This window comes from Nostoc sp. DedQUE04 (assembly GCF_034530995.1).
Lineage (GTDB): Bacteria > Cyanobacteriota > Cyanobacteriia > Cyanobacteriales > Nostocaceae > Nostoc.
Genome location: NZ_JAVRCA010000061.1, coordinates 27,875 through 53,879, shown reverse-complemented (window position 1 = coordinate 53,879; position 26,005 = coordinate 27,875). Strand labels below are relative to the sequence as shown.

Sequence of the window (26,005 nt, the reverse complement as noted above, 5' to 3'; positions counted from 1 at the left end):
TTTTTACTTTTATCTTCTCAACTACTGTACCAAACCGTTACACAAAGTGCTGTATTCAGGTTGATAATGTTGAGGCTATCAGGATAACAAGCAGCAAATTCTGTAAATAATTATTGATAAACAGAACTTACGCATTGACAGATAAAACAAAAAATGCGTAAGTTCTAAATTAGTTAATTCAATTTAATTTATTACAAAGCACTGCGGCTAGTTAAGGCATTCCACAAGAAGACTGCAACAATTGCACCCAAAACTGCTACTGCAATACCGGGAATACTCAAAGAGGGAGCCGCTAGAGCAAAGCTTCCTGTACTGAAGAATACACCCAAACTACCACCAATAAAAGCACCAACGATTCCTAATAAAATTGTTGCTAAAATTCCGCCGCCTTGATGACCTGGGTAGATTGCCTTTGCGATCGCACCAGCAATTAGACCTAAAACAATCCAAGCAAGAATATTCATTGTTTTTATTTGATAAACGTTTTTTAGTGACAAATACACAATAGCAATCCAAATATTGACATTCAATCTATCAACAGAAGCAATGATCCATAGCCTTGAGGATGAATGCTATTACTTCTCGTGATGAACTCTCTTAATTGAAATGAATAATAAAAAAGCTCCTAGTAGGTATAAAACCAGGAACTAATAAATTTATTGCTTGATAATTGCAGTATATACATTTTTAATGATTGTTCTCATCTACTCCTTTACTTGCATGAATGTAAAACAAGAAAACCAACTGCTTTACCAATTTATCTTTCTTGCATTTCTTGCTGACGCATCGGCATAGCGTCAATTTGCTCAAAAATTGCTATCGCTTGCACTGGTGTAGTTTCTTGGCGCTTAACGCCACCATCTTTGCCGATCAAAATGACGCGAAAATTTTCTTTATTAACCCCAAAGCGATTTCGCAAATTGGCAGCAGAAGACTCATCTATTAACTGTCCGTTGGCATAGCTTTTATCTGTTGCCAAAACTTGAACAAGAACTAAATCTCGATCTTTAAAATCGTTTTGTTGCTGGTTAAATAACTGCATCTGTTGTTGATAGTTATGGTTATCAACAGATGGTGCAAAAAGTAGCAGCACTCGGTTTTGCCATTTTTGAGAACTGAGGTTAAATGAAGACATTTTGATCGTATGGGTTGAACCTTGAACAGTACCAGCAATACTAACAGGCGATAGGGCTATAGATGCAGCGATCGCCAGAGCAATTAATACAGAGTTATTCACTTCGGGGCTTGTTAGGCTCATAATGACAATGACCTGAACGAGGTTTGATGAAATGTCAGAAGCTTTTCCAGACTCTTCTCAACTACAACAGTGGCATCAAGGTATTGAAATGGCTAACCGCAATAATATTTTCTGTCATTGTCGTAGTTGTAGCGATGAATGGGTAGACTCTGTGATGGATGCAGTTTGTAGTAAATGCGGCAGCAAAGATATTGAACATATCTCGTGCTGGCAGTTTCCAGATGATTGAATTAGTATCCAAATCAGGCGATAAAATAGCGATCGCTACTTTTGACATTTCCTCTCAGAATTTTGGGTGATTACTTTGTTAAGCTGCGGTAATGTCTGCTTGTGCATCTAAAGCGGAATTTTAAAAAATATCCAGCTTTTCAGATCGATCAACGGTTAACAGTACTCATATCAGGATAGCGATCGCCAGCTGCCACATTTTTTGGTGCAACTGTTTCAAGTCGATTCAACTCTTGTTCAGTCAGGGTAATTTCGGTAGCTGCAATATTCTCCTCCAAGTAAGTACGGCGTTTTGTACCAGGGATTGGGACAATATCTTCTCCTTGAGCGAGTAGCCATGCTAAAGCAAGCTGACTAGAAGTTACTCCTTTTTCGCTGGCGATCGCTTTGACTTGCTCTACTAATTGCAGGTTTTTATAAAAATTCTCACCTTGAAAGCGAGGAGAATTTCTGCGATAGTCATCAGGTGCAAGATCGTCAGGACTAGCGATCGCACCTGATAAAAATCCTCTTCCTAATGGACTATAGGGAACAAACCCAATTCCTAATTCTCGCACGGTAGGTAAAATTTCATCCTCTGGCTCTCGACTCCAAAGAGAGTATTCTGTTTGCAGTGCAGTAATCGGGTGAACTGCTACAGCTCGGCGAATCGTCGCCGGGGCAGCTTCCGAAAGCCCCAAATAACGAACTTTTCCTAGCTTGACTAACTCTGCCATTGCCCCGACAGTATCTTCAATGGGGACAGTTGGATCTACTCGATGTTGATAATAGAGGTCAATTACTTCCACCCCCAAACGTTTTAGCGAGGCATCGCAAGCTTGATGGACATATTCTGGTCTGCCATCAACCCCTTTAAAACCACCATCTTCAGTACGGACATTACCAAATTTAGTTGCTAAAACTACTCGATCTCGGCGATCTTTAATTGCTCTGCCTACTAATTGTTCGTTGGTAAACGGCCCATACATATCAGCAGTATCAAGAAAATTAACTCCAAGTTCTAATGCCCGGTGAATTGTCGCGATCGCCTCAATTTCATCACGACCACTATAGAACTCAGACATTCCCATGCAACCAAGCCCGATAGTTGAAACTTCTAACCCAAGTTTCCCTAGCTTTCTGGTTCTCATAAAAGAATTTCCTACTCAGTAATTGGTCTTAGAATATTACCCTTTTCAGCATTATCCCTTTCCCTTCCACCAAGTCATCTATTATTAGAAGTATTTACTGATATAAGTAAGTTGATTTGCGGGTAATTGACATTCAATTTTACCAGCCGTGTTCAGAGAGCTTTCTAGTTTACGCACATTTATTATGTATTTTCTAATAAATTACTAGCCAGTTGTAGAGAAGCGATGACCAAACGCTGTAAATTGGCTGCTGAGTTCTTTTACAGCTTTAGGTCAACAACTGGCGATTTGTGGTTGTTCTGTTCTGTTGATATCTCATTTAAACTGCAAAATACATAGTTGTAATGCCAAATTGCCAGAACCTTTGAATATGGTATCGTCACTTCAACTTGTTCACTTTTAGCAAAAGTTCGTTAAGCACGCACAATAATGGTCGGTTGTTACATACACCAGTCTGATTGTTATTCGTCAGAATGTAGTGGTGCAATATATTGCACTGTTACAAAAGCTAAATTCAGAGGTAAACTATGTTTCCTTTTTGGGGTAATCCATGTTATGGAAGCGAACCCATTTCGCACAAATCTAGCTTAGAGCGGAAATTAAAATTCTTGATTTGGCTACGAGATGATTTAGAGTCTAAACTGGCTGGTATTAATGCTTCTATTGATACCGTTCGTCAGCAAATAGAACGTTCAAACTCATCTACTTAGAACTTAGCTAATACAGCAATTCATCTCATCACCTATCTAATAAGTAGGTGATGAGATGAATTGCAAGTGAATTGAAGACTATTAACCAGTCAACTTAATGACACCTTGGCTAACTAGAGATTCAAGCTGAGAATGATGCTGTGTTTGCTCTCGTAGCAACTTGAGTTGCTCGTAACTGAGAATGTGTAATCCTGGCCGGACAACATAACCTTCAATGGTAATGCTTTGTGGCTGCTGGCTGTTGGTGCGGTTGTAGCTAATTGAAGGCATATTTACAAAGGGTAAGTTAGAACTGATTAGTAGAAGAGAGTTTGATTCTTCACTCTCTTACAGCTTCACACAAGTTCCTCTTAAAGGGTGACTAAGGGTTGAGTTTGTCCCTCAATCTTGAAAGAACCTATGGCAGTTTTCGCCAAAGATATATAAAAAACTTTAATTAATTAATCAGTCCATTGTAACTAATAATTGATTGCTGACCGACTCTTTTGGTTAAAGCAGCTATTAGTTATAACGGACTGATTCTTGTGAAGCACCTGCTTCATCCAGGGAGTTTCAAATTTTATAAATAGCAAAAATGCTTGAAATAGTAGGCATTCCCATCTCTGACAGAAAAGTGCGTAACTCAATGGCTGCCCGCACTCCTCCAAAGCTACCAGCCCAGCAGCAATCCTGTCGGTCAATAAACCAATAGACACACTTCCAGTTTTCCTTCGATCCAACCCAAAGAGTCCAGCTTCAAATCCAACTTTATCAATAACTTTAGGCGATGTCTACAACGATCTACGCCTATGCTTTAGCTATTTTATTGTCAAGTCATCTCTATGATTAATAGGTATAAGCTTTGTGAGAGCATAATTTACACCGCTTGCCAATCACGCACCACTTCAAGAACCTAGACCTGCCACTGACCCAGGGCTGTGTTGCAGTCAGGCTCACCATCAAAAATTGGGATATTTTACAAAAATATTTTTCAACGGTGATTTAAGTACAACATTTGGGAACAATTTATGGAACTCAGATTTTTGTAGGTACTTAGGTAATTTCTAAGTATCTACAAAAAGAAGATAAACCTGTTCAAAATGCAGTCTGAGTTTCCCCAAAAGGGAATAAATCACTAAACTGGCAATATCTATAAAAATGTTTAATTCTGAACTTCAAAAAGACCTTCGCCATAACTTTACTGTCAATGTTATTGAAAGTGGATTTTTTGGTTTTGGGAGTGGTTTTGCTTCATTTTTCACGATTATTCCACTATTTGTTAGCACTCTTACCGATTCTGCATTGCTTATCGGCCTGATTCCAGCTATTCCACGTTTAGGCTGGCAATTACCTCAGCTATTAACAGTTAGTAAAGTAGCTCGCCTACAGTGTTACAAACCAACTGTAATGTCGTTGACAATTCATCATAAGCTTCCTTTTTTGGGATTAGCACTGGTGGCTTTATTACAACTAAAACTCAATCACCAAACTATCTTACTTTTGACATTTGCCATACTCATTTGGCAAGGGCTAGGCGGTGGGTTTAGCGCCACTGCTTGGCAAAGCATGATTGCTAAAATTGTTCCCTCCAGAAAGCTTGGGATTTTTTACGGTACTTTAGCTGCATCTGGTAATTTGATGAGTATTTGTGGTGCTGCGATCGCTGGTTTACTGCTTAAGGAAATTGCTCAACCATTTAACTTTGCTCTGTGTTTTTTGTGTGCCAGTTTGGCAATGGCTTTATCTTGGTTTTTTATGTCTAGGACGCGAGAGCCAGTAAACACCACATCATCAGCTTTTGAAACTAGACGTGAATTTTGGGACACTCTGGGTGTAATTCTCCGGTGCGATGAGAATTTCCGTTGCTTTGCGATCGCACGTATGATCTCACAGCTAGCACTGATGCCACTTCCCTTCTATACACTCTATGCCATACATCAATATGGGATGGGAGAAGTTTCTGTTGGGTTAATTACGACTCTATTGATGGTTACACAAACTATTGCTGGATTGGTTTTGGGTTGGTTAGGCGATCGCACAGGTTGCAAGTTAATTTTACAAATTGGTTGTGTGGCTTGTGCATTCAGTTCGATTTTTGCTTGTTTAGCACCCAATGCAGACTGGTTTTACTTGGTATTTATAGGAGAAGGAATAGGTATGATGGCTCTGCAAAATATTGCTGCGGTAATGACCTTAGAGTTTGGCAACCAACATCAACGACCAGCCTATATTGGTCTTGGTAATACCCTTATTGCTCCTGCCACCATCTTTGCTCCCCTACTAGGTGGATGGATAGTAGAGAATATTGACTATAGAACTACCTTCTTGGTAGCAGCTATCGGTGCATTAGCTACAGCACTGCTTTTGCACGTAGGAGTAAGCAATCCACGCTATCTTGAAGAAAATTTTAGTAACAATTCAGTTAATATTTTGCCTGAGTAGTAAGCATTTGATATTAATTCGTCATCCCTAATCCGAATGCGCTAGCGTGCTATAGGCGCATGGCACTAAGATAAGTCCAAAGTCTTGTGTTGCCTCGTTCCCAGGCTCCAGCCTGGAAACGCATTCTGGGAGGCTCTGCCTCCTCTTTCTTGACGAGAGGCGGAGCCTCTTGGAATACATTCCCAGTCTTCAGACTGGGAACGAGGTTAAATAAGCCTTTCGCGTTTTCTTAGTGCCATTCTGCTATAGGCCCATACACCTGTCACTAACACGCCCTTACTGAAGAGTTGTTAATTAATCAAAAGCAGGAGGCAGAGGAAATATTTTTTATTAATAGTTATTTTTGCCAATCTACACTGTTGATTGACTAACCCAGCATTTTTATCACCCCCTATAACCCTGTATAAATCACTCTTGGGAGTGAAAGTTGGATGATTCTAACTATGGTATGAACCTAAAAGCAGTTAACAAAGCATTGCAAGGTTTAGGCTCATGATATTCATGCCTCATAATTTTCTACTTGTATGGCTGTTTCAACTGCTGTCCGTTGGGGTGCTTGGCGGGGGAATCTACATTCTCTATGAGTGGTATGAACGAGAACTTGTAGGAACGCCCTACTTGGTGGCTGGACTAGTAATGGTTCTGTGGACTTTTGGAGGTCGTTTTATCAGTTTGCCACTGCTGCGCCGTCCTGGAAAACAGGAACCGAAGTTTATGCGTAGCAAAAGCGTGCAGCGCTTGTCACGCCCAGATGGGAGTGTGTTGCAGGTAGAGTTTTTTGGCCCTGAAGATGGTCAACCAATTATCTTGTCACACGGTTGGGGGCCAAACAGTACTGTATGGTATTATGCCAAACGACAACTAAGCGATCGCTTCCGAGTAATTGTTTGGGATCTACCAGGGTTAGGAAAATCCGCTAAACCGAAAAATAACGATCACTCTATAGAAAAATATGCTCGTGACTTGGAAGCTGTTGTCGCCATAGCAGGGGACAAACCTGTTATCTTGTTGGGACACAGCATGGGCGGCATGATTAACCTGACATTCTGTCGCCTGTTTCCAGAGCAATTAGGGAGTCGCGTGGCTGGCTTAATTCTTGTAGATACTACTTACACTAATCCGGTAAAAACTTGTATCTTCAGCAATCTGGTACGGAAATTACAGAAACCTCTACTCGAACCTGTGTTGTACCTGACTATCGTGCTGTGGCCGATTTTTTGGTTGATGACTTGGCTCTCGTATTTAAATGGTTCGCTGTACATCACCGTCGAACTATCTGGATTTACGGGTACTGAAACACGCGGTCAACTAAATTTTGCAGCATTCTTATCAGCATTGGGTTCGCCTGGTGTTCTGGCTCGTGGCACACTGGGAATGTTGAAGTTCGACGAAACAGACACACTTGCAACTATTAACGTTCCTGTGTTGGTTGTTTGCGGTGGTTCAGATATAGCGACAAAACCTGTGGCGAGCGATCGCATGAAAGCAGAATTACCTTACTCTGAAAGAGTCACCCTCAAACCAGGTGGACACATGGCATTGATGGAACAAAACCAGCAGTTTTCTGAAGCAGTCAGCAGATTTTCTGCTAGCTGCTCATAGCTGCCTAAATTCCACATTTAGCATCCATCAAAAAATATTGCTCCAGGGTTGACGTTTCGGTGTTTCGCGCAGTCTGTAGGAGCTTCCGCTTTCCCTGCAAGAACTTCTGCTTTGACGTTTCGGTGTTTCGCGCAGTCTGTAGAAACTTCCGTCTTCCCTGTAAGAACTTCCGCCTTCCCTGCAAGAACTTCTGCTTTGACGTTTCGGTGTTTCGCGCAGTCTGTAGCAACTTCCGCCTTCCCTGCAAGAACTTCCGCTTTGACGTTTCGGTGTTTCGCGCAGTCTGTAGCAACTTCTGCTTTAACCCTAGTTTTGCACTTTATTTAATCCGCATTTCTTACTACCTTTTGATTAGATCCAAAGTAGAGTTCGCTCAATTCTTCCAAAGAAACATCGGTCTGCGATTCTGGATTATGGAAGTAGGGATGGATAGGAAGGAGTTCAGGGCGAGGGCGAGTTTCCGGTGAAGACAGAATTTGCTCAAGCAAAGACAGGTAGTTTTCACCAGTAGATTCCCAAGTGTACTTCTTCAGCACCCGTTCCTGACCAGCTTGGGCAAAATACTCCCACTCCTGAGCATCACATAGCAACCGCTCCAAGCCTCGTGCAATATCAGCAGGATCTTCTGGATTGACAAGTACGCCATATTCCCGATCTCCCTGTCGCAAGCTCTCGCTAGGGCCACCGTTCTTGGTTGCTACCACTGGTAAACCTGCTACTGCTGCTTCTAAGGGAGCAAGCCCAAAGGGTTCGTAGAGTGCAGTCAGCGCAAATACTGAACGACGTTTAACCATAAACCTATAGGTTGCTGCTAGTGACTCTTGAGACTGATGTAACAAGCTAAATGCACTGATTTTGCCCCACAAGTCGTTTTCTTTGACCGCTTCCCGAATAGGGGCTAATACTTCTTCAGTGATTTCGTCGCTAGCCTCTTCTTGTAAAGGATTGTCCAGCGCCCCTGTAATTAGCACCAAGTTAGCTCGTTCCTGAAGTGTTGGACTGATTGCGAAAGCTTGCACTAGCCCCAATATGTTTTTTTTCAGCTCTAATCGACTAGATGCTAGGATGACGGGCAAATCTCGACGGTCTTCTGCAATATCCCGTGCCAATCGTTCCTGAATGAACTCGTAAGTAGCCTCCTCGTTTTCGTAACGCGCTTTTGCACCAAAAATCGAGAAATCTGCTCCCGGTGGAATCACTGCAAAGCGGTTGTCGTTGTCTACATCCACTGCACTACTATAGACTTGATGAGAATACTGTTCAAAACGTTCTTGTCGTGTACTGGTGATATTAACCGCCGAGCGATTCATGCTCAGGCGTTCGGCTAAAATGCGATATCTAAAATTAAATTGCTCGTCTATCCCTGTGAGATTTTCTGGGGTGACTTCCAATTTGTCGATCTTTTGAGCGCCGAGAGAATGAGCAGTAAAGGTAAAAGGTATGCCTGTCTCCTCTTCAATTAGAACGCCACACAGTCCTCCATCAGCGTAGTGAGCAGTCATAGCATCGGGTAAGCTACCTTCTTGTTGATAAAATTTCAAGATGTTGGGTACCCAATCAGCGACAAGATGAGGCCATAACAACTCTTTAGAGAGAAATTCTTTTGGCCCAGCTGGTAAGCGGATAATGCGGACATTATCGATCCCTGGATAAGTGTCAATCGTTTCGGCAAACTCTGGCCACTCCGGGTCAATAATTTGACGGGTGATAATATCAACTTTATGACCCATTTGAGCTATGGCTATAGCGACTTGCCTAACGTAAATTAGCTGACCCCCAAAATCTGGGTGTTTCGTTATGTGACTATTGCTTGAATCAAAATTGCCTTGAGGGTTGAGAAATCCAATGTGCATTGCCCGCTTCCTAATACAGGTTGATTTCTACCAGAGATTTTGCCTGAATATGGCAGCATAACAGCTTAGTGAGCTTGTTAAAAACTCTCAAGGCTGAAAAATGCAGGCAGTGAGACTGTAGATAAATACCATCAAAAAGTCAGTCAAAGGGCTTTTATTGATTCCCTTTAGCTTAAACTCAACCAGTACAGTCATTTTCCTAATGCTTAAAGTTAATCATTACTGCGGTTCGCGCACATATACCAAATGACATATTTGAAGTGTCCAGATAAATCTGACTTGCTAGGATGGCATTAGAAATTCATCACATTTGAGTATGACCAAGCAAGACATTCCACTTACGGGAGAGGCGCTGATTAAAGAAGTCTGTCGGCGGATTCGAGTAGCCCGTAGCTATTGGGATGCTCACAACAATGCTGCTTGTCGGGGCGAACGCGATCGCGCTTTAGCCCTTTACAACACTCTGACTAAGGAGCAAAAAGACCAGATTCCGCAAGTGTTGCGGGTGTGGTTGCGTTACCGCAGTGAGAAATATTTTGGCGCACACCGAACCCCGCCAAAGTCAGCACGAAAATCAAAACATATCTAATTTATAGTTATCTACCTGAAGACCAGCGTACAGGCAACAGTGCGCTCACGCTAAAAACCACAGCTAACCCACCCATACCAAACATTCCCCAAGGTACTAAACCTTCCAACGGATTCACCACACGCGCAGTACTTATGGGTTGTTGAGGATTGTAACGTATCACCACTATTTGACCGTTGCTGGAGCGGTAGGACTCATAACTGCCTGTAAAACGAGTGCGTTTGCCGTTGGCTAAAAACTCGATAACTGGCGCATAGGTTTCTTTTTGCTCATCCTTGTTCGTACTGCTGCGATCGCGACGACTGATGCTGTCTACCACCGTACCACGTGTTTCGTTTAGCGTTGCACCTTCGTGGGCGATTATGTTACGTACCCAAAAACCACCGCCAATAAACAGCAATCCAATGGCCAGCCCAATACTTGCGCTTAGTTTGTCATCAAAAGTGTTTTGGTGAGGTTGGAAATTCATGGGTTTGAGGATGGCACAACAATAAATTTCATCACAGCATCTCAATTACAGCTTACATTTGAAACATTTCTATTTGGCACCACTAACCTTATAACTACGTCAACTATCTTGCAGCTAAATTACTGCATCAGTTTTTCTGATGTAGTAATTTAACGTTTCTATGGTATTAAATATAACCAATTAACCTCATTTAATAAGCAGAAGTAATGACAACTCAGTTTTGGGAAAAAAGTAGAGAAATTAATGCAACTCTAACTAACTTACTATTTAAGCCTCTACACAGACGAGTACTAGTAGGTCTAAGCAAGCTACAGGTAACGAGTCAACAGACATCGCCGTGGATTTTGAAAAAGCGTCTGTTGCCATTATTATGTCTGATATCATTCTTTCTGGTACTGCTACTCAACAGTTTTGCCCCTGCCGTTGCTCAACTACCTGCTCAACCTCGTCAGGAAATTCGGGGAGTGTGGCTAAGTGGTAACGATTTTAGTGTTTTTAGAAATCGTTCACAGGTGCAAGCAGCTATGAGCCAACTGCGGCAGTTAAACTTTAATACTGTTTATCCTGTAGTTTGGAATGATGGTTATACACAATACCCCAGTGCCATCATGCAGAAAGAGGGGATACCCTTTTTCTTCAAGGGAGCAGATGGACAAGATGTAATTGCAGATATTATTACTCAAGCCCGCAGACAAGGGTTACTAGCAATACCCTGGTTTGAATTTGGTTTTATGGTTCCTCTAACTTCGGAACTCGCATCGCAGCATCCAGATTGGCTAACACAAAAAGGGGATGGGACTCAAACTTCAATTAGTGCTGCGGGTGAAGTCGCGTGGTTGAATCCCTTTCACCCGGAAGTGCAAAATTTTATCAGGGAACTTGTCGTGGAAGTGATTGCTAAATACGATGCTGATGGCGTTCAATTTGACGACCATACGAGTTTACCTGTGGATTTTGGTTACGATAAGTACACGATTAGTCTATATACTCAAGAAACTGGCAATCCTCCTCCACCCAATCCCCAAGCCCAAGCATGGATAAAATGGCGGGCAGATAAAATTACTGCCTTTATGATAGACCTTTACCAAACCGTGAAAGCCAGAAAACCGAATGCTATTTTTTCAGTTGCTCCTAATTACTATAATTTCGCCTATAAAATGCAACTGCAAGACTGGCTAAACTGGGTACGGTTGGGTATTGTCGATGAGTTGGTTATGCAGGTGTACCGTAATGATGTGGAAAGTTTTATCGCTCAAATTACCCGCCCAGAAATTTTAGAAACCCAACAAATTATTCCAACTGGTATCGGGATTATGGCGGGTTTACGAAATCGTCCAGTTGCTATTCCACAAATCAAATCCCAGGTAGAAGCAGTGCAACAACGCGGTTTAGGTATCGGCTTTTTCTATTACGAAAGCCTTTGGGATATTGCCCCTGAACCAGCAGCGCAACGCCAGTCGGCATTTGCGGCTCTTTTCCCAAATTCAGCGTTGCGCGATATCTCGCAAAATACACCTCGCCAGCCAACTTTTAACACCATAAGCTTACCTTTATATCCAAAACCTTCTCTTGGACAACGTGTTCGCGGTTATTTTTTGGAAGTTGCGATCGCAAATGGTCAACCAAAACGTATTTTATTAGATACAGGGTCAGCAGGGTTAAGAGTTCCCAAAGAGTTTTTAGGTAATTCTCCGATCCAAAGAACAGGTCAAAATCTCAAGGAAGTATTAAGCGATGGTACTATCCTGGAAGGAGAATTAGTTTACACTAATGTCCGATTTGGTTTGATTCCCACCGCCGAACCTGTTCCCGTACAGGTTGTTACTAATCGCCAATGTAGCGCCAACAAACCTAAGTGTTCAGCAAACAGTGGTGTACCATTTTCGGGAATTATCGGTGTTAACTATTTTGAAAAATCACTTCCCTATAACCCGTTGAGAAAATTACCAGGCAATCTGAGTAACGGATTTATTGTCGTTGGTAATGGTGGTAGTAATAATAATGGCAGCCTGATTCTCGGTTTAACTGCCGAGAATCAAGCAGGTTTCAAAATGGCTTCTTGGAGTCAACAACCCGAAATTAATGGTGTACCCGGTAAAAGATGGGATTCTCGACTGAACAAAGTTTGTTTAACTCTTGCTGGGAGTTCTGCGAAAAATTTGTGTAATAGCAGAGCGATCGCTGATACTGGAACTATTAATGGTTTAACTGAATTCAAGTCAGCTTCTACAGCAGGTAAACTCAAACCCGGAGTATTAGGGTCAGCAAATGCTGTAAAAGTAGGAATTAATGGCATTTTTGATTACAGTTTGACACCAGGAACCCGTGACGGATTTAATCGCTGGAATTTGAGTATCTCGCCACAATCAGAACTGACTGTATTTGTAAATCCTGGAATCGCTTTGTTTGATAAATACGATGTACTCTTTGACCAAGTTAATGGTAAACAGGGTTTTCGCAGTCGGCGGTAAGAAGAAAGTAAAGACTTGCTTACTCAGATAGCGTTCAATTAACCCAGGACTTACGCAAACAATGGCCAAAACCCTGATGTAGAGAAGCGATTTATCGCATCTTAAAAGACCAATGATTTACACCAATAACCCTTCATCCAAATGAAGGGTTTTGAACCCTAAACTTTCAGTTACCCTGAACGTTGAAACACTACTGAAAGATTATTAGCTGGCATTTGGTAAATCTGTTGCAATATCAGATTTTGTGCCCTAGCTACTGCTATGACATCATCCAAGTTACGCACACCCCACTCTGGGTTTTCAGTGCGTAAATATTCGTCAAAAGCTGCATTACTCGCAGCTGTATGTTCTTCACCTTGTTTGAAGGGGCCATATAAATAGAGGATACCTCCTGCTTTTAGGATACGACCTGCCCCTGCCATCAACCCCAGACAGGCTGACCAAGGTGAAATGTGAATCATATTGATGTTGACAATGGCCACAATTGGCTTCGTATTCAGCCAATCCAATCCACCATTTTCCACAGCCCAAACTGGTTCTTTTGCATCTAGCTCAAGCGGTGCATAAACGTTATCACATACATTGTGTTCAGTCCATGAAATAATGCTGGCTCTTGATTGTGGATTTACATCGGTTGGGAGCCACAGATAATCTTTGAGCTTGGATGCAAAAAAGACTGCGTGTTCACCAGTACCACTTGCTATTTCTAAAATAGTGCCACTCTCCGGCAACACTTGTAAAAGTACTTCTAGAATTGGTTCGCGGTTACGCTCGGTTGCTGGTGCGTATTTTCGTGCGTCTTGTGGTGTCATCTGGCTCGTTATATTTATAATTAATCGGAACAAATATTAAACGAAGAACTCTACTTAATCTTGATAAAATATTTGCACAAGTTTGAGCAAATCACTTTTTGCAGGCTTGCCGTCATACAACCATTTTATTAAATCATTAGGTGATAACCAAAAACTTTCAATAAAATCATTTTGTATCATCATTAAATCTCTCTGGAATTTGAATTGGCTAATTAAAATATACGCCAATGTTAACAACTGTACGCAATCTGAAATGTTGAAGTGAATTCAATACTTTTCGCTTTGTGAATTTGTGATTCTAAATCGGGTTTTGAGAAAATGGAAAAGGGGAAGGGTTAAAGGTTTTTTCTTTCCCTTTTCCCTTCCCCTTTTTTCCTGAACTGATAAGTATTAAGAGTGCATTGCTTTGGAGTGGAATGCTTAACAAAGTCAAATCAAACGGTCGTCAGGAGACGGAGACGAAGATAAATAACTTTTGACTAGAATCTTTAGTTTATTTTTAGCCAGAGGCCTTCATGAATTTGCCTCTCTAGCTCAAGAAAAATTTTCTCGAAATTGGATCTTGTTTGAGGGATTGAATAAAATCTCTCAAAGTCATCATGCTGCCTGTTAAGGTGAACTTAGGAGTGCCATTTTGAGCAACGATTCTTACTTCATTGTCTTGGATCTGAATCTTATTTTTAATAATATCCCATAGAGCATCGAAGCTCTCATCATCCTTACAACCATTGGCTTCCAGGAATTTTTGGCGTACTTCTGTTTTTAGCGCCAGTGCTTCTGCCGCTTGAGTACGCGCCTCAAAGTGCTTAACTACATCTTCATAGGCACTTTCTTTCAGAGTTTTGTTTTCAGCCATAACTTGTTCTAACTGAGTTTTGATGGCTTTCAATTGGGATGCTAAAGCGGCTGATTTTTGATATTCAACTTTTAAGGCTTGCTTTGCATTGGCTAACAAGGTTTTATAATCTAGCCGATCTTGATTTTTTTCGGATTGCATTTTTATCTCTCGATCGACACATTTTCGGCGATTAACTCTCGTCAGTTATATAACAAAACTGGCGAGAGCTTAGTAAATATTATCTGTGTTATCTGAGCATCGGCTATTTCACCAATAATGGTGATTCAGAGTGAGGATTCTCCTGAATACTACTCAAACTAGAACTAATGTGGGAGCGGATAGCTCGTTCATAAACACTAGTCTGCTGAGTGCGTACCCCTACAGCCTGATATATTAAGTTAACTTCTGGAAACTCAGACCAATACATCAAAAAAATGTCTTTAGCTGGAGTAATAATTTCATAATTATTCTCTTGTCTTTTCTTTCTAAGTTTACAATTATTTAGTTGTAATTTTTGTCTGAATAGTTTTTCAAATTCTGGAATTAAATCTGAAGTAGTTTTCATGGTTAATACACGTTAAAACGTGATAATTATGCAAAGATTATCTGTTGATATTACTAAGTATGACACTTCAGATACCTCTTACAACTATAGTGTATCAGTTATCGGGTATTTGAGAAGAGTATTCAGAGGCAGGGTCATTCGTTGGCGTACTCCCTGATGGAAAAGTAGGCTGTGCGATCGCTGTCATCTTTTACTCAGGATTTTTATGGTACAAATCTACTATTTACTAACTTATACTTACCAAAAGTTTAGCCGCTTGTAATGTTATGTCAGTATAGCTAGTACAGCCGAAAGTTTGTCTGCCTTTAACCAGCTGCTCAAAACAACTTTTCTGCCTATTGTCTGCTGAATTGAGATGATAGCTGGATTGACACCAAGTTGTACTAGTTAGCAGAAACACCCTGTATAATTACACCACTAAATCATTTTTAGGGCCAAACTTTGCCAGGTATTGACTACCCAATACTGTTCGGTTCAGGCAAGAGACGCGATGAATCGCCGTCTCTACAATCTACCTACAGGCTACAGCCTGGGCCTTCAAGACCCTCTGCAAAACTGATTAATTCCAAGTACTCTGGATTTTCCACAAGCTGTTTAGCAGCTAGCAATCCGGCAATGCTCCAAGTTTGATAAATTCGGGCTTCTTTGCCAATTAAACGACCATTGTTGCCATCGTAGTATTCCGGGAATTTATCTCTAAATAAACGCCTTTCGGCAATAGCGATCGCTGCTTGAGCAAGTTCTGTTCGACCGGCTTTCAATGCCGCAGAGGTAAATAACCAGAGTAAAACCGGCCAGTTACCGCCGTTGTGATAAGACCAAGCTCTGTTTTTAGAGTCACATCCTGTAACAATTCTCCACTCTAAACCATCCATTGCGGGAAAGCAAATTTTAACAGGCATATAGCCGATTAAGTCTTGCCAACGTTGGGCGAATAAATTCATAATGCTTTGAGATTCTTTAACGCTAGCTAAGGAAGTTAAAATTGCCATCAGATTTCCCAGAGCAAAAAAGCGGAAATCTATCCGTCCCGGCCCCAGATTTCCCGCTAAATATCCTCCAGTTTCAGGCAACCACTCGGTCAACCAATTAGGAATTGATTCTGAATTGATGTTGAATTTATTAACAATTTCTTTACCAAATTCGTTATCTTTGTAACGATAGATTTCCCCCAATCGCTTTAGGTCTAGCCAATAATAGTTGCGGATATGATATTTCAAAGATCCCAATCGCCTATTGACTTTGCTAAGGTAGCTATCGCCATCCCCATCTGGTAAAAGCAATTCACTAGCAGCTCTCAAAGACGCGTAGAATAACACCTGAATTTCTAAAGGATGTTCGTAAACTCCCATCCGACGGTCAATCATAAACGCGCCATCGGGAACTAACATTGTTGGGTACATGGAAAACCGATGTACTAAGCAAAGATCCAAAATTAGTTTGATTCCGGCTTGAAAATTTGGCTGACGCGCTAGAGTTAAATCACCTGTAGCTTTTTCATAAGCTCGTAGCAGGAGAATCCACCACATACAAGAATCAACTGGGGGAACACGAGCGATCGCTTGCTCTCCAAAATCAGCGACCAAAAATTCCTCGTTCCCCTTAGAATGAACCTTGAAACTGGCAGGCATTAATCCCGCTCCCGGTTCAAAGCAATCTATCTGCTTTTCATGACTTTGTAATTTCAGTGTTTCTACTAAGAAGTTACGCACAATCTCTGCTTTGCCATGCATGAGAAACACCAAGGCAGAAGGGACAAAATCGCGGAGGAAGCACTGGTCATAATTGAGTGCATCTGACTCCGGGTCGTGGGCGGCTACAGTACCAATGGGTTTTCCTTGGTAATAAATTACAGAATTTTCCAATAATTCCCAGGCTTCTGCTTGCATCTGACTGTTCTTATCGATCGCGCTAATCATAGGCGTTGAATTCCACTAAGGAGTATGTATCGGCTTAATTGTGGAAAGTACGCCAGCCTAACCTCAAGCTGACCAAGATTCCCGAAAGTCAAGCATATACAGTCAAGTCGCTTCGCTCCAATTCAAAACTTGTACTGAGCTTGTCGAAGTATTCAAAATTATCAATTCAAAATTAAAGACAATTAGTGGGGGCAAGGAGTGTTTAATAGTTTTACGGGCGCAGAGATAAGCACTCCGGAGATTGACTGCAATTACTCGGTCAAAGTATGCTGTGGTAACTTCGTGGAATGGACTATACCTGATGTTCCACCTGTAATTAAAACATTCTTTCCTTTTAAGCCTATCATATTTCTTGCTTAAGCTGCTAAAGCTCAAAAATGAGGCTACAGATTCAAGAGATGGAAACTTATACCAATTCAATCTTGGGTAAAGACGCGATGAATCGCGTCTCTACAAATGGTCTATTTGTCGTATTCTTTTTTCAAATTGGTATTAACTTGAATCTGACACCTTTTAATTACAAATTGCTATTAATCTCTATCGCAAATTCGCTGGCACTTGTTCAGGGACTACCCAATAGTAAACAGTTTTACCCTCTACATTGAGAGTCTGCTGTGGTTTCCAATCACCCATATCGAAGGCGTGGGAAACAATGCGAGTCCCAGGTTTGAGTTCTTTCAACAGCTTGGGACGAAGTTTGGCGTTGATCTCTGGCAGTAAATAAAGTGTAACTACTGTTGCTTGACTCAAATCAGTGTTGAACAAATCTTGTTGGACAAACTTGACGCGATCGCTTACTCCTGCCTTTTGGGCATTAGCATTAGCTTCTTTGATGCGATCGGGGTCAATATCTATACCAATGCCCCGCGTACCAAATTTTTGTGCCGCAGTATTGACAATTCTGCCATCACCACTACCAAGATCGTAAAGCACATCATTTTTACCCACTTTTGCCACTTGTAACATTGCATCTACCACTGGCTGTGGTGTAGGTACATAAGGAACATCTCCAGGACGTTCTTGGACTTGAGTTGTGGGAGTTGTCGCCGCTGGTGTTTCGGTTTCAGTCTGACCTGTTAAAGTAGAAGGTTGTTGTGTTCCGGCTTCCAAATCTTGTTGTTGCGGCGTACACCCAGCAATTCCTAAACTGGTGATACTAACGCTTGTAACCAGTAAAAACAGAATTTTTTTGAATTCCATGAATTTTCTCCTTTGTCAATAGTTATTAGGTATTGGGCATTGGGCATTGGGCATTGGGCATTGGGAAGAGGCAGAGGGGTAGAAGTTCTAAAATGTTTGAATTTTGAATTTTGAATTTTGAATTTTGAATTTTGAATTGATTTTTCCCCTGCTCACTCATCTCACGTCCTACGTTGACGGTAGTTATTCCAGAACAACAGGGGAATACCTGCTGCCACGACTAAAACACCTGCGATCGCTCCCACACCTGTATAAACCAAGCTTGAGTACAGCAAGTAAGTACAGACGGCGCAAAATAGTAATGGAGTGAAAGGATAAAATGGCACACGGAAAGGGCGAACTATGTGGGGTTCGCGGGTGCGCAATACCAGCAGTGATACGCCGGAAAGCAAAAAGAAAAACCAAAATATCGGGGCAGTGTAATCCACCATTGTTTCAAAGCCTTTGCGGGTGAGCGTGCCTAAAAAAACCAGTGCTAAGGCGATCGCTGCTTGCAAGAATAAGGCATAGGTAGGGCTGCTAGGTCGTTGTTGCCAGCGTCCCATAAAACCAAATAGCGAAAAATCCTGTCCTAATGCGTAATTGGTACGCGCTCCAGTAAAAATTGTGGCGTTGGTTGCTCCCAAAGTCGCGATCGCAATCAGCACACTGATAAACAAAGCTCCCGGTTCACCCCAAAGAGAGCGCATTAAATCTGCGGCTACTGCTTCTGACTGTGACATATTTGCTAATCCCAGTCCTCGCAGGTAAGCCAGATTGATTAGCAGATAAATGGTTGTAATGATACCAATACTCCACATTAGCGATCGCACAATATTACGTCGTCCGTCTTGAATTTCTGCGGAGATGTAAGCCGCCTCATTCCAACCACCATAAGATAGCAACACAAACACCATCGCTAGTCCCCAGGTTCCTGATGATGCAGATTCTACAGGAGTGGCAGAATTAGGAATGGCGGTAAGCCCAATAATAACTACCAGCAACAAACCTAGAACTTTTGCAGCACTCAGTAAGTTTTGTGTCCACTTACCCTGTTGCAAACCGACAATGTTCAAAGCAGTTAAAAGTGCGATCGCTATGGCTGCATATATAGAAGACGAAAACGTGCCTAGCCGCCATATCTGAGAAACATAATCACCAAAAACAAATGCCAAAAGAGCAATGGAACCAGTTTGAATCACTGTCATCCGCGCCCAAGCAAATAAAAAGGCGACTCTTTGCCCGAATGCACGTTTCAAATAATAGTAGGCACCACCAACGTCGGGATAGACAGTGGCCAACTCTGCATAGCACAGCGCTCCTACCAGAGATACCACACCACCCATTAGCCAAAAAAGCAGTACAGCAATATCGCTACCTGCTTGACTGGCCACTAGAGCCGGAGTTTCAAAAATCCCCGCTCCGATGACAATACCGACAATTAGAGCCACTGCGTCTGGTAATGTCAGGGATGGTTTGGGTGTTGCTAGTTCAGTTGATATTGTTTGATCGAGCAAATTGTAGTTTTTACGTCTACTCACATTGTTTCCTTATAGTGTTGAGTTGGGACTTTTAGCTTTGTTTTACAGTCTTTGTTCAACAGAGGAATCATTTATGTACTCCAGATTTGGGAACTCACGATTCAATAAGACCTTAAATCACTGTTTTACCTGTAGTTCTATGGTTAACAATAAATGTGATGAGAATGTGACAGTCAGCAGCGATACAGCAGATTTCAAATTATATTCATCTGGTAACATTAGATTAACTTCCCTGCGTAGCTTACCACTGTAAGCATCGCTCTAAATTCTTTTGCCAGACAACAGCACTCTACAAGTACAGTAGAAAATCTGAATTGGTAAAACGTCTTCCACTAGTGAGATTTATACTCATCTAAAGAATGATTGACTCATAAGGGGTAATCGTGCTTATTTGATTAAAAAGCTGGTACTGCTATGCGTAATTTTTATACCGTACACGTTTCATTGATTGAAAATTGATACTTTATTTACGCCCTGCTGTACTCAAGACAGCGATCGCTCCATAGTTTCGCTTAAGTAGGGATGCATATATATGCGTTGTTAATTAATAAATAATGTATCGGCTTCTTAATCCATAATTCTTTAGTATCTGCTACTGGGAAAAAGTAAAATGTCTATTATTTCACCTACTACCAAACCTAATACAGCTAGGACAGTTATAACCCAAAATGAATCTAGTTTATTGTAGCCAGAAAAGCGCATTTCTAAATCAGCTAAAAGCGTAGTGGCTAAGGGTATCATAAAGAGCCTTAATAATATTGACCAAGTTGCTACTAAAGCAATTGATATACTTAAAAACAAGATAACAACTAAAGTTTTCGAGCCAAACTCGATTAAACGCTCTAACCAAGAAAAACTTTTTCTTGCTACAGCTATAACCATAGCAACAACAAAAGCTCCTACTAACCAAATAATATGATTAGCAGCAAGATACCATCCCAGAAGAATGTAAGCCAATAAAAGGAATATTAAAGGCATTAAAGGAATCCTGTTAAAAAATTCCATATTTATACTGCCAAGGCTTAGAAAAATACCAAGTTAATCTCTTAATTCTATTCAAAAAATGTTACAGCAATCACGATACCAAAGACTATCAGCATCAATGGCGTAATTTGTTCACCTAAATAATAGCCTAGAGAATATAATCGTTAAAAACAGTTGTAGTAATTGTATCTGGCTGACCCTTGCAACACTACCGATGTACTTAAGTACTATAAAATAGCGATCGCTCTGTACCAGTTGCATAAGTCCCGCTCTATTTACTCGCTTCTTGAGAAATATTGTACTCTAGTCCAAAAAATAGGACTTGGTGTCGCTCGACAAAACCTCGTTATGTCAGTGTTAACTAAGTAGTGTATGTAATATATTAAATTTTTTGTATTATAAATAACTTAAAAAAAGTTTATTAGCTCGTGATCTAGATCAGTGCTAAAAGCTCAAGATACTTCCCACAATAGATTGGGGCAAAGTCTAATTCTATAGCTAATTTGCATATCCCAAATTTGTCTGTATATTTAAACATTGGTATTGATTTTATGAGAGAAGTTATCCCAGAAGAAAAGACATATTTAGAGCTTTCCGAAGCTAGTGGAAACTCTCACAAGTTTTATGAAGTGATAGTTCAAGATAACCAATTAACTATACGTTACGGTCGTATTGGCGACTGTGGGCAAACTCAAACAAAAGCTTATCCAACTTCTGAGAAAGCGAAAGCAGAGGCTAGTAAAAAAATTAAAGAAAAGCTCAAAAAAGGTTACGAGGTAGCTGTTATGGGTGTTCGCCAGAAGCGTCCTGTGACACGCCGCCAAGTCAGCAGCACTATTTCCACCGCAAAACAAGCTCCGATTATTTGGAAGTTTGCTTCATCTTCAGCTGCTTTTGGAATTTTCATTGATGCCAAACGTTGCTGGGTTGGGAATCAAGCAGGTCAAGTTTTTGCTTTAAATCATCAAGGTCAAGCAATCAATCGGTTTAAGCTTCCTGATGGCGTTAAATGTTTAGTTGCTGATGATATTTGGATTTATGCTGGTTGCGATGATGGTAATGTTTACGACCTGACCGGCAAGCTACCGCGTCTGAGCTATAAAATTGATGAAAATGTTGATATTTTTTGGTTAGATATCAAAGATGGATTGTTAGCCGTCTCTGATGCCAATGGTGGGGTAACGACAATCGATCATGATGATGAATCACAGTGGACTCGTCTGAGCCAAGGTGATTCCGGCTGGATGGTACGTTGTGACCAATCTGGGATTTATCACGGTCACAGCAAAGGCGTGACTATGTACGATCGCCTTGAAGGTCGGATGTTATGGCATCAAAAAACTCAAGGCAGCGTACTGTTTGGTTGGCAAGAAGCATCAACAGTCTATGCCGGAACAAGCGACCATAAAGTTTACTGCTTTAATAAAAATGGGGAAGTTGGCTCCGTTTTCAAATGTGATGCGTCAGTTTACTCTTGCGCCACCGCACTTAACGGGAAGTATGTGTTTGCTGGAGACAATAGTTCTTCCATTTACTGCTTTGATGGTCTAGGAGAGCGTCTTTGGAAGCTTTCTACAGGGTGTGGCTCGGCTTTATCTATGCAGTTTTTCAACAACTATATTTATATTGTTACAACAGATGGTTATTTGGCTTGCATTGATGCTAGTGAAACTGCGATTGGCTCTGCTCAAACAGGCACAGTTCCCGAAGCTGTAGTAATTAAAGCACCATTAGGTGAAGGAGTTGCACCCTCATCTGTTCTAGAAACTACTACAAATACAAGCTCTGGGGTTATTGTTGAATGCTTTCGAGAAGGAAGTAAATTGAGAGTTCGTGTTGTTTCTGATGGTTACAACCACAACTGGAAAGTTCAATTTCCCAAGGATATTCGTATTGAAGGTGCGCGTTACCTTGTTCAAGAAATACGTGAATCAGCAAGTGGCGGATTCTACCGTGCTTATGGTGATATTCAAAAATTAGTTTAACTAGACGTGAGTTCGACGAGTGCTATTTTGACCTCTCCCCCAGCGCCTCTCCTATAGCAATCCTAAATCATTCGTAAGACAAAACCAAAGACAAATGACCAATGACCAATGACCAAGGACAGTCAACACCAAATTTCTCACAAATCAAATAGGATTGCTATATATCTCATGTTTGAGATTGTCAAATCGCAGCAAGAGGTTTATTATACCTTTGCTGCGATTTTAAGCTTAATTGCGTGTAGCTTCCAGTAGGCGAGAAAAATAGAAGCGAGTCTTTGTCATTGCCCGTCGTTGCAAAGAAAAGCCATTGCTTTCTAAGATTTTCACCACATCAGCCTCACGATGTAAATAAGCACGAGTGGCTTTACTTGGCCCAGGAAAGAAACTGCCAATTTTCTTGAGTATACTCAGGGCACAGGTCTTCGGCGCAAAACTGAGAATTATCCGCGACTGTGCCAAAGAACAGAGGTGAGATATCATCTCATCGGCTTTTTCTTGAGGGTAATGGATGAGAACATCTAGGCAAATAACGGTATGGTAGCTACCACTCAACGATTCTAAATCCTGCACCGCAAAAGTCGGATTTTCGGTATTTCCCAAAGTTTGTTTTGCTCTATCTCTGCCTTCTTCTACCATTTTTTCCGAAATATCGGTGGCATAGACTTTGGCACCATCGACTGCCAGGGGAATGCTGAGACTACCGACACCACACCCAGCATCACAGATTGATAGCTCTGGTAAATTGTTATCAGCCTTCAGCCAACCGAGAACTGTATCCACAGTTTGCTGGTGTCCATTGCGGATGTCTAATTGGACTTTGTTGACTTCGCCATCGCCGTAGATTCGCTTCCAACGGTCAAACCCTGTGGAATTGAAATATTCGCGAACAATCGTTTTGTCATCGGCTGCGTTCATAAACTTCGATTTTTAGGGGTTCCCAATGCTTAAAATTATCATTGATAGGAACCCATAAGAGCGGTCTTCCAGATTTTTCTAGATGGCTTAATAAATATTACTATTATGGTTTTTTTGACATACCCTAAGACCCTGTGAATTTAGGGTGGTGTTGGGTTAAAAAAGAAACATGAAAATCATCAAACCCATCACCAATTGGTTAGAAACCCGCGCCAGTGCCCCTGCATACGGCGGTTGGGTACTAGCTGCAACCGCTATTTGTTTTTTTGGCGCAGGTATCAATACGATGGCTGGTTGGCTTTACGCCATTAGCGGCATTAGTTTTGCCCTTTTGGGTGTAGCAGCCATCTTACCGCCGCGATCGCTCACAGGTCTATCCATCACCCGCCGTCCCATGCAACCTGTGTCAGCAGGCGACGATCTAACGGTGGAATTAGAAATCTGCAATCAGACACAGCAGCCTGTAAGCTTATTGCAAGTTGAAGATATACTGCCCTTTGTCTTAGGTAAACCAGTACAAAAGGCAATCGAAACAATTCCTAGCCAAGGTAGTTACCGTTGGGTATATTACCACCCGACTGTGCGTCGGGGTGTTTATCGCTGGCACACAGTCGAACTTGGTTCTGGTGCGCCTTTGGGTTTGTTTTGGTGTCGCCGTCAGCGTGATTGTGCTGCCACAGCGATCGTTTATCCCACAGTGTTACCCTTGGCTACCTGCCCCCTAGTAGATGAAATGGGACAAGAAGAGAGCAAAAGGGGCGATCCTCGTGGTAAACCCTTGCAAACAGCGACAACGGGGCTGGTGCGATCGCTCCGTCCCTACCGTCTAGGAGATCCTACTCGCTTGATTCACTGGCGGACTAGTGCCCGTTATGGCGAATTAAGGGTGCGGGAGTTAGAAATGGTAACAGGTGGACAAGAAATAGTGATTGCCCTTGACAGTGCTAGCAATTGGGAAGAAGAAAACTTTGAACAAGCAGTAATTGCCGCAGCATCTTTGTACTTTTATGCACAGCAACAAGAATTACAGGTGCAACTGTGGACAGCATCAACAAATTTAATCAAAGGCGAACGCTTTGTTCTAGAAACCTTAGCAGCAACCACAGCCTTAGAAGATGCCAGTTCAGTTGTTCCTAAAAGCTATCCTTTGATTTGGCTGACTCAAAACCCCCTGAGCCTTGCTACTCTTCCTCAAGGTAGTCGCTGGGTTTTATGGCCAAATATTTCCTCACCAGCAGAACCAGAGGTAATTAGTTGGGAACACCCTGGTATAGTTTTGCAAAGCGATCGCCCACTGCAACCCCAGCTACAAAAAACATTACATTCATAAATCAATTCAAATTTTATAATTTCAAAGACCGCTGACAAGTTCAACTTCTGCGATTTCTGAGATTTTCTCCGATCCCAGGACACCGGATATATCAGCCTTTGAGCAAATGTAAAACAATTTGAGGGAAAAGGTTGGGGAAATACACCCAGTAATCCCCACATGAGGCTGAGGTACAATGCAAAGAAATATTTAAATTATGAACGACATGATCGCATCAGAACATAACACAAAATCCAGCGATAAAAGCCTAGAGGCAATGCGGCATTTTTCCGAACAATACGCCAAGCGTACTGGAACATACTTCTGTTCTGAACCTTCTGTCACCGCAGTTGTGATTGAAGGATTAGCCAAACATAAAGACGACCTGGGTGCGCCTTTATGTCCTTGTCGCCATTACGAAGATAAAGAAGCTGAGATTCACGCCACATATTGGAACTGTCCTTGTGTGCCAATGAGAGAACGCAAAGAGTGCCATTGCATGTTGTTCCTCACCTCTGACAATGAGTTTGCTGGAGATAAACAAGAAATCTCTCTGGAAACAATCAAAGAAGTACGAGACAGCATGGGATGAGCGAAATCATCCCCCAAGAGTTTTGGCAAGGCGTAGAACAGTTCAATTCTGGACAGTTCTACGCTTGTCATGACACTTTAGAGGCTTTGTGGATTGAAGCTAGCGAACCGGAAAAAAGCTTTTATCAAGGAATTCTCCAAATTGCTGTGGCACTGTATCATTTGGAAAATCGGAACTGGCGAGGTGCTGTAATTCTATTGGGAGAAGGCAGCAATCGCCTACGCCGTTACCCATCTAGTTACAGCGGCATTGACGTAGATGAGCTATTGAGCGAGAGCGCAGTGTTGTTGACGACATTACAGCAAATAGGGCCAGACTTGATTGCTGCTGGCAATCTGGGCGAAAATCAAGTCTTATCTTTGCCTAAAATCGTGCTAACGACTGATTAGACATAGGAGTGAAATTAATTATGCGTTACCTGAAATCCTTGGTAGGCAAAATTCATCTAGCCGAGGGCTTCGCGTACTACTACGTGGAAGCAAGCTACGCATAGCGTCTTTGTTAAAAAAAGAGTATTGTGTCTACGTCATTTTCATTCAGATGTCAATTACCTGAAACCTTGAGGTTGGGGGTAGCGTCACTATTTCAGCCAGTAGTTATCAGAAATCACTCCAGATTGTATATTTCATAATCTG

Annotated in this window: 24 protein-coding genes; 10 read left to right on the top strand and 14 right to left on the bottom strand. The window is 41.7% G+C overall.

Annotation, left to right across the window (positions count from 1 at the left end; all coding sequences use genetic code 11):
* Nucleotides 1-191 precede the first annotated feature (191 nt).
* Together RM049_RS30610 and RM049_RS30605 are read right to left on the bottom strand one after the other, a co-directional pair.
* Entirely contained in the window at nt 192-464 is a 273-nt protein-coding gene (locus tag RM049_RS30610; protein WP_104909288.1) for a GlsB/YeaQ/YmgE family stress response membrane protein, read from the bottom strand.
* 293 nt (nt 465-757) lie between these two features.
* Nucleotides 758-1,258, bottom strand: a complete 501-nt coding sequence (locus RM049_RS30605) for a DUF4174 domain-containing protein (protein ID WP_322706836.1) — start codon at nt 1,256-1,258, stop codon at nt 758-760.
* Between the two features lie 31 nt (nt 1,259-1,289).
* On the opposite strand from RM049_RS30605, the gene RM049_RS30600 reads away from it, so the two are divergent.
* On the top strand, nt 1,290-1,487 hold the full coding sequence (locus RM049_RS30600; RefSeq protein ID WP_322670928.1) for a hypothetical protein: 198 nt from the start codon (nt 1,290-1,292) through the stop codon (nt 1,485-1,487).
* Between the two features lie 148 nt (nt 1,488-1,635).
* On the opposite strand, the gene RM049_RS30595 is transcribed toward RM049_RS30600, so the two are convergent.
* Entirely contained in the window at nt 1,636-2,616 is a 981-nt protein-coding gene (locus tag RM049_RS30595; protein ID WP_322706835.1) for an aldo/keto reductase, read from the bottom strand.
* Nucleotides 2,617-3,143: 527 nt separating this feature from the next.
* Between RM049_RS30595 and RM049_RS30590 the strand changes: the two genes are divergently transcribed.
* Complete coding sequence (locus tag RM049_RS30590) at nt 3,144-3,326, top strand: hypothetical protein (protein WP_322706834.1); 183 nt, start codon at nt 3,144-3,146, stop codon at nt 3,324-3,326.
* Between the two features lie 81 nt (nt 3,327-3,407).
* On the opposite strand, the gene RM049_RS30585 is transcribed toward RM049_RS30590, so the two are convergent.
* A complete protein-coding gene (locus RM049_RS30585) occupies nt 3,408-3,596 on the bottom strand; it encodes a hypothetical protein (protein ID WP_322670925.1) in 189 nt (62 codons plus the stop codon).
* Between the two features lie 867 nt (nt 3,597-4,463).
* Here RM049_RS30585 and RM049_RS30580 point away from each other — a divergent pair.
* Nucleotides 4,464-5,747 (top strand): MFS transporter, encoded by a 1,284-nt coding sequence (locus RM049_RS30580; RefSeq protein ID WP_322706833.1) that lies wholly within the window; start codon nt 4,464-4,466, stop codon nt 5,745-5,747.
* 501 nt (nt 5,748-6,248) lie between these two features.
* Nucleotides 6,249-7,349, top strand: coding sequence for an alpha/beta hydrolase (locus RM049_RS30575; RefSeq protein ID WP_322670922.1), 1,101 nt, complete (start codon nt 6,249-6,251; stop codon nt 7,347-7,349).
* 323 nt (nt 7,350-7,672) lie between these two features.
* Here the strand turns inward: RM049_RS30575 and RM049_RS30570 are convergent, their stop codons facing one another.
* The gene (locus tag RM049_RS30570; protein WP_322706832.1) at nt 7,673-9,202 is read right to left on the bottom strand and encodes a glycosyltransferase; all 1,530 of its coding nucleotides are present in this window, start codon (nt 9,200-9,202) and stop codon (nt 7,673-7,675) included.
* A gap of 316 nt (nt 9,203-9,518) precedes the next feature.
* On the opposite strand from RM049_RS30570, the gene RM049_RS30565 reads away from it, so the two are divergent.
* Nucleotides 9,519-9,791: a Precorrin-3B methylase gene (locus RM049_RS30565; protein WP_322670920.1), complete on the top strand. Its 273-nt coding sequence runs from the start codon at nt 9,519-9,521 to the stop codon at nt 9,789-9,791.
* Nucleotides 9,792-9,798: 7 nt separating this feature from the next.
* On the opposite strand, the gene RM049_RS30560 is transcribed toward RM049_RS30565, so the two are convergent.
* Nucleotides 9,799-10,260: a DUF3592 domain-containing protein gene (locus RM049_RS30560; protein WP_322706831.1), complete on the bottom strand. Its 462-nt coding sequence runs from the start codon at nt 10,258-10,260 to the stop codon at nt 9,799-9,801.
* A gap of 206 nt (nt 10,261-10,466) precedes the next feature.
* Between RM049_RS30560 and RM049_RS30555 the strand changes: the two genes are divergently transcribed.
* The gene (locus tag RM049_RS30555; protein WP_322706830.1) at nt 10,467-12,731 is read left to right on the top strand and encodes a family 10 glycosylhydrolase; all 2,265 of its coding nucleotides are present in this window, start codon (nt 10,467-10,469) and stop codon (nt 12,729-12,731) included.
* A gap of 170 nt (nt 12,732-12,901) precedes the next feature.
* On the opposite strand, the gene RM049_RS30550 is transcribed toward RM049_RS30555, so the two are convergent.
* The 7 genes from RM049_RS30550 to RM049_RS30515 form a co-directional block, all read right to left on the bottom strand.
* Nucleotides 12,902-13,543: a DUF938 domain-containing protein gene (locus RM049_RS30550; RefSeq protein ID WP_322670917.1), complete on the bottom strand. Its 642-nt coding sequence runs from the start codon at nt 13,541-13,543 to the stop codon at nt 12,902-12,904.
* Nucleotides 13,544-14,072: 529 nt separating this feature from the next.
* A complete protein-coding gene (locus RM049_RS30545; RefSeq protein ID WP_322690949.1) occupies nt 14,073-14,540 on the bottom strand; it encodes a hypothetical protein in 468 nt (155 codons plus the stop codon).
* A gap of 103 nt (nt 14,541-14,643) precedes the next feature.
* Nucleotides 14,644-14,946 carry a hypothetical protein gene (locus RM049_RS30540; RefSeq protein WP_292810531.1) on the bottom strand — a complete coding sequence of 101 codons (303 nt, stop codon included), beginning with the start codon at nt 14,944-14,946 and terminating at the stop codon, nt 14,644-14,646.
* Between the two features lie 515 nt (nt 14,947-15,461).
* A complete protein-coding gene (locus tag RM049_RS30535) occupies nt 15,462-16,865 on the bottom strand; it encodes a glycoside hydrolase 100 family protein (protein WP_322706829.1) in 1,404 nt (467 codons plus the stop codon).
* 537 nt (nt 16,866-17,402) lie between these two features.
* On the bottom strand, nt 17,403-18,065 hold the full coding sequence (locus tag RM049_RS30525; protein WP_322699629.1) for a class I SAM-dependent methyltransferase: 663 nt from the start codon (nt 18,063-18,065) through the stop codon (nt 17,403-17,405).
* A 161-nt stretch (nt 18,066-18,226) separates the two neighbouring features.
* Nucleotides 18,227-19,585 carry an APC family permease gene (locus tag RM049_RS30520; RefSeq protein ID WP_322706828.1) on the bottom strand — a complete coding sequence of 453 codons (1,359 nt, stop codon included), beginning with the start codon at nt 19,583-19,585 and terminating at the stop codon, nt 18,227-18,229.
* 582 nt (nt 19,586-20,167) lie between these two features.
* Nucleotides 20,168-20,590, bottom strand: a complete 423-nt coding sequence (locus RM049_RS30515) for a hypothetical protein (RefSeq protein ID WP_416211803.1) — start codon at nt 20,588-20,590, stop codon at nt 20,168-20,170.
* A 542-nt stretch (nt 20,591-21,132) separates the two neighbouring features.
* Here RM049_RS30515 and RM049_RS30510 point away from each other — a divergent pair.
* Nucleotides 21,133-22,554, top strand: a complete 1,422-nt coding sequence (locus RM049_RS30510) for a WGR domain-containing protein (RefSeq protein WP_322706839.1) — start codon at nt 21,133-21,135, stop codon at nt 22,552-22,554.
* 228 nt (nt 22,555-22,782) lie between these two features.
* On the opposite strand, the gene bchM is transcribed toward RM049_RS30510, so the two are convergent.
* The gene (bchM, locus tag RM049_RS30505) at nt 22,783-23,469 is read right to left on the bottom strand and encodes a magnesium protoporphyrin IX methyltransferase (protein ID WP_289797917.1); all 687 of its coding nucleotides are present in this window, start codon (nt 23,467-23,469) and stop codon (nt 22,783-22,785) included.
* Nucleotides 23,470-23,638: 169 nt separating this feature from the next.
* Between bchM and RM049_RS30500 the strand changes: the two genes are divergently transcribed.
* From RM049_RS30500 to RM049_RS30490, 3 genes are all read left to right on the top strand, one after another.
* A complete protein-coding gene (locus RM049_RS30500) occupies nt 23,639-24,799 on the top strand; it encodes a DUF58 domain-containing protein (protein WP_322706827.1) in 1,161 nt (386 codons plus the stop codon).
* Between the two features lie 205 nt (nt 24,800-25,004).
* Nucleotides 25,005-25,370, top strand: coding sequence for a ferredoxin thioredoxin reductase catalytic beta subunit (locus tag RM049_RS30495; protein WP_292854015.1), 366 nt, complete (start codon nt 25,005-25,007; stop codon nt 25,368-25,370).
* Nucleotides 25,367-25,759 (top strand): DUF309 domain-containing protein, encoded by a 393-nt coding sequence (locus tag RM049_RS30490; protein ID WP_322682978.1) that lies wholly within the window; start codon nt 25,367-25,369, stop codon nt 25,757-25,759. The genes RM049_RS30495 and RM049_RS30490 overlap by 4 nt, the downstream gene beginning before the upstream one ends.
* Nucleotides 25,760-26,005 lie beyond the last annotated feature (246 nt).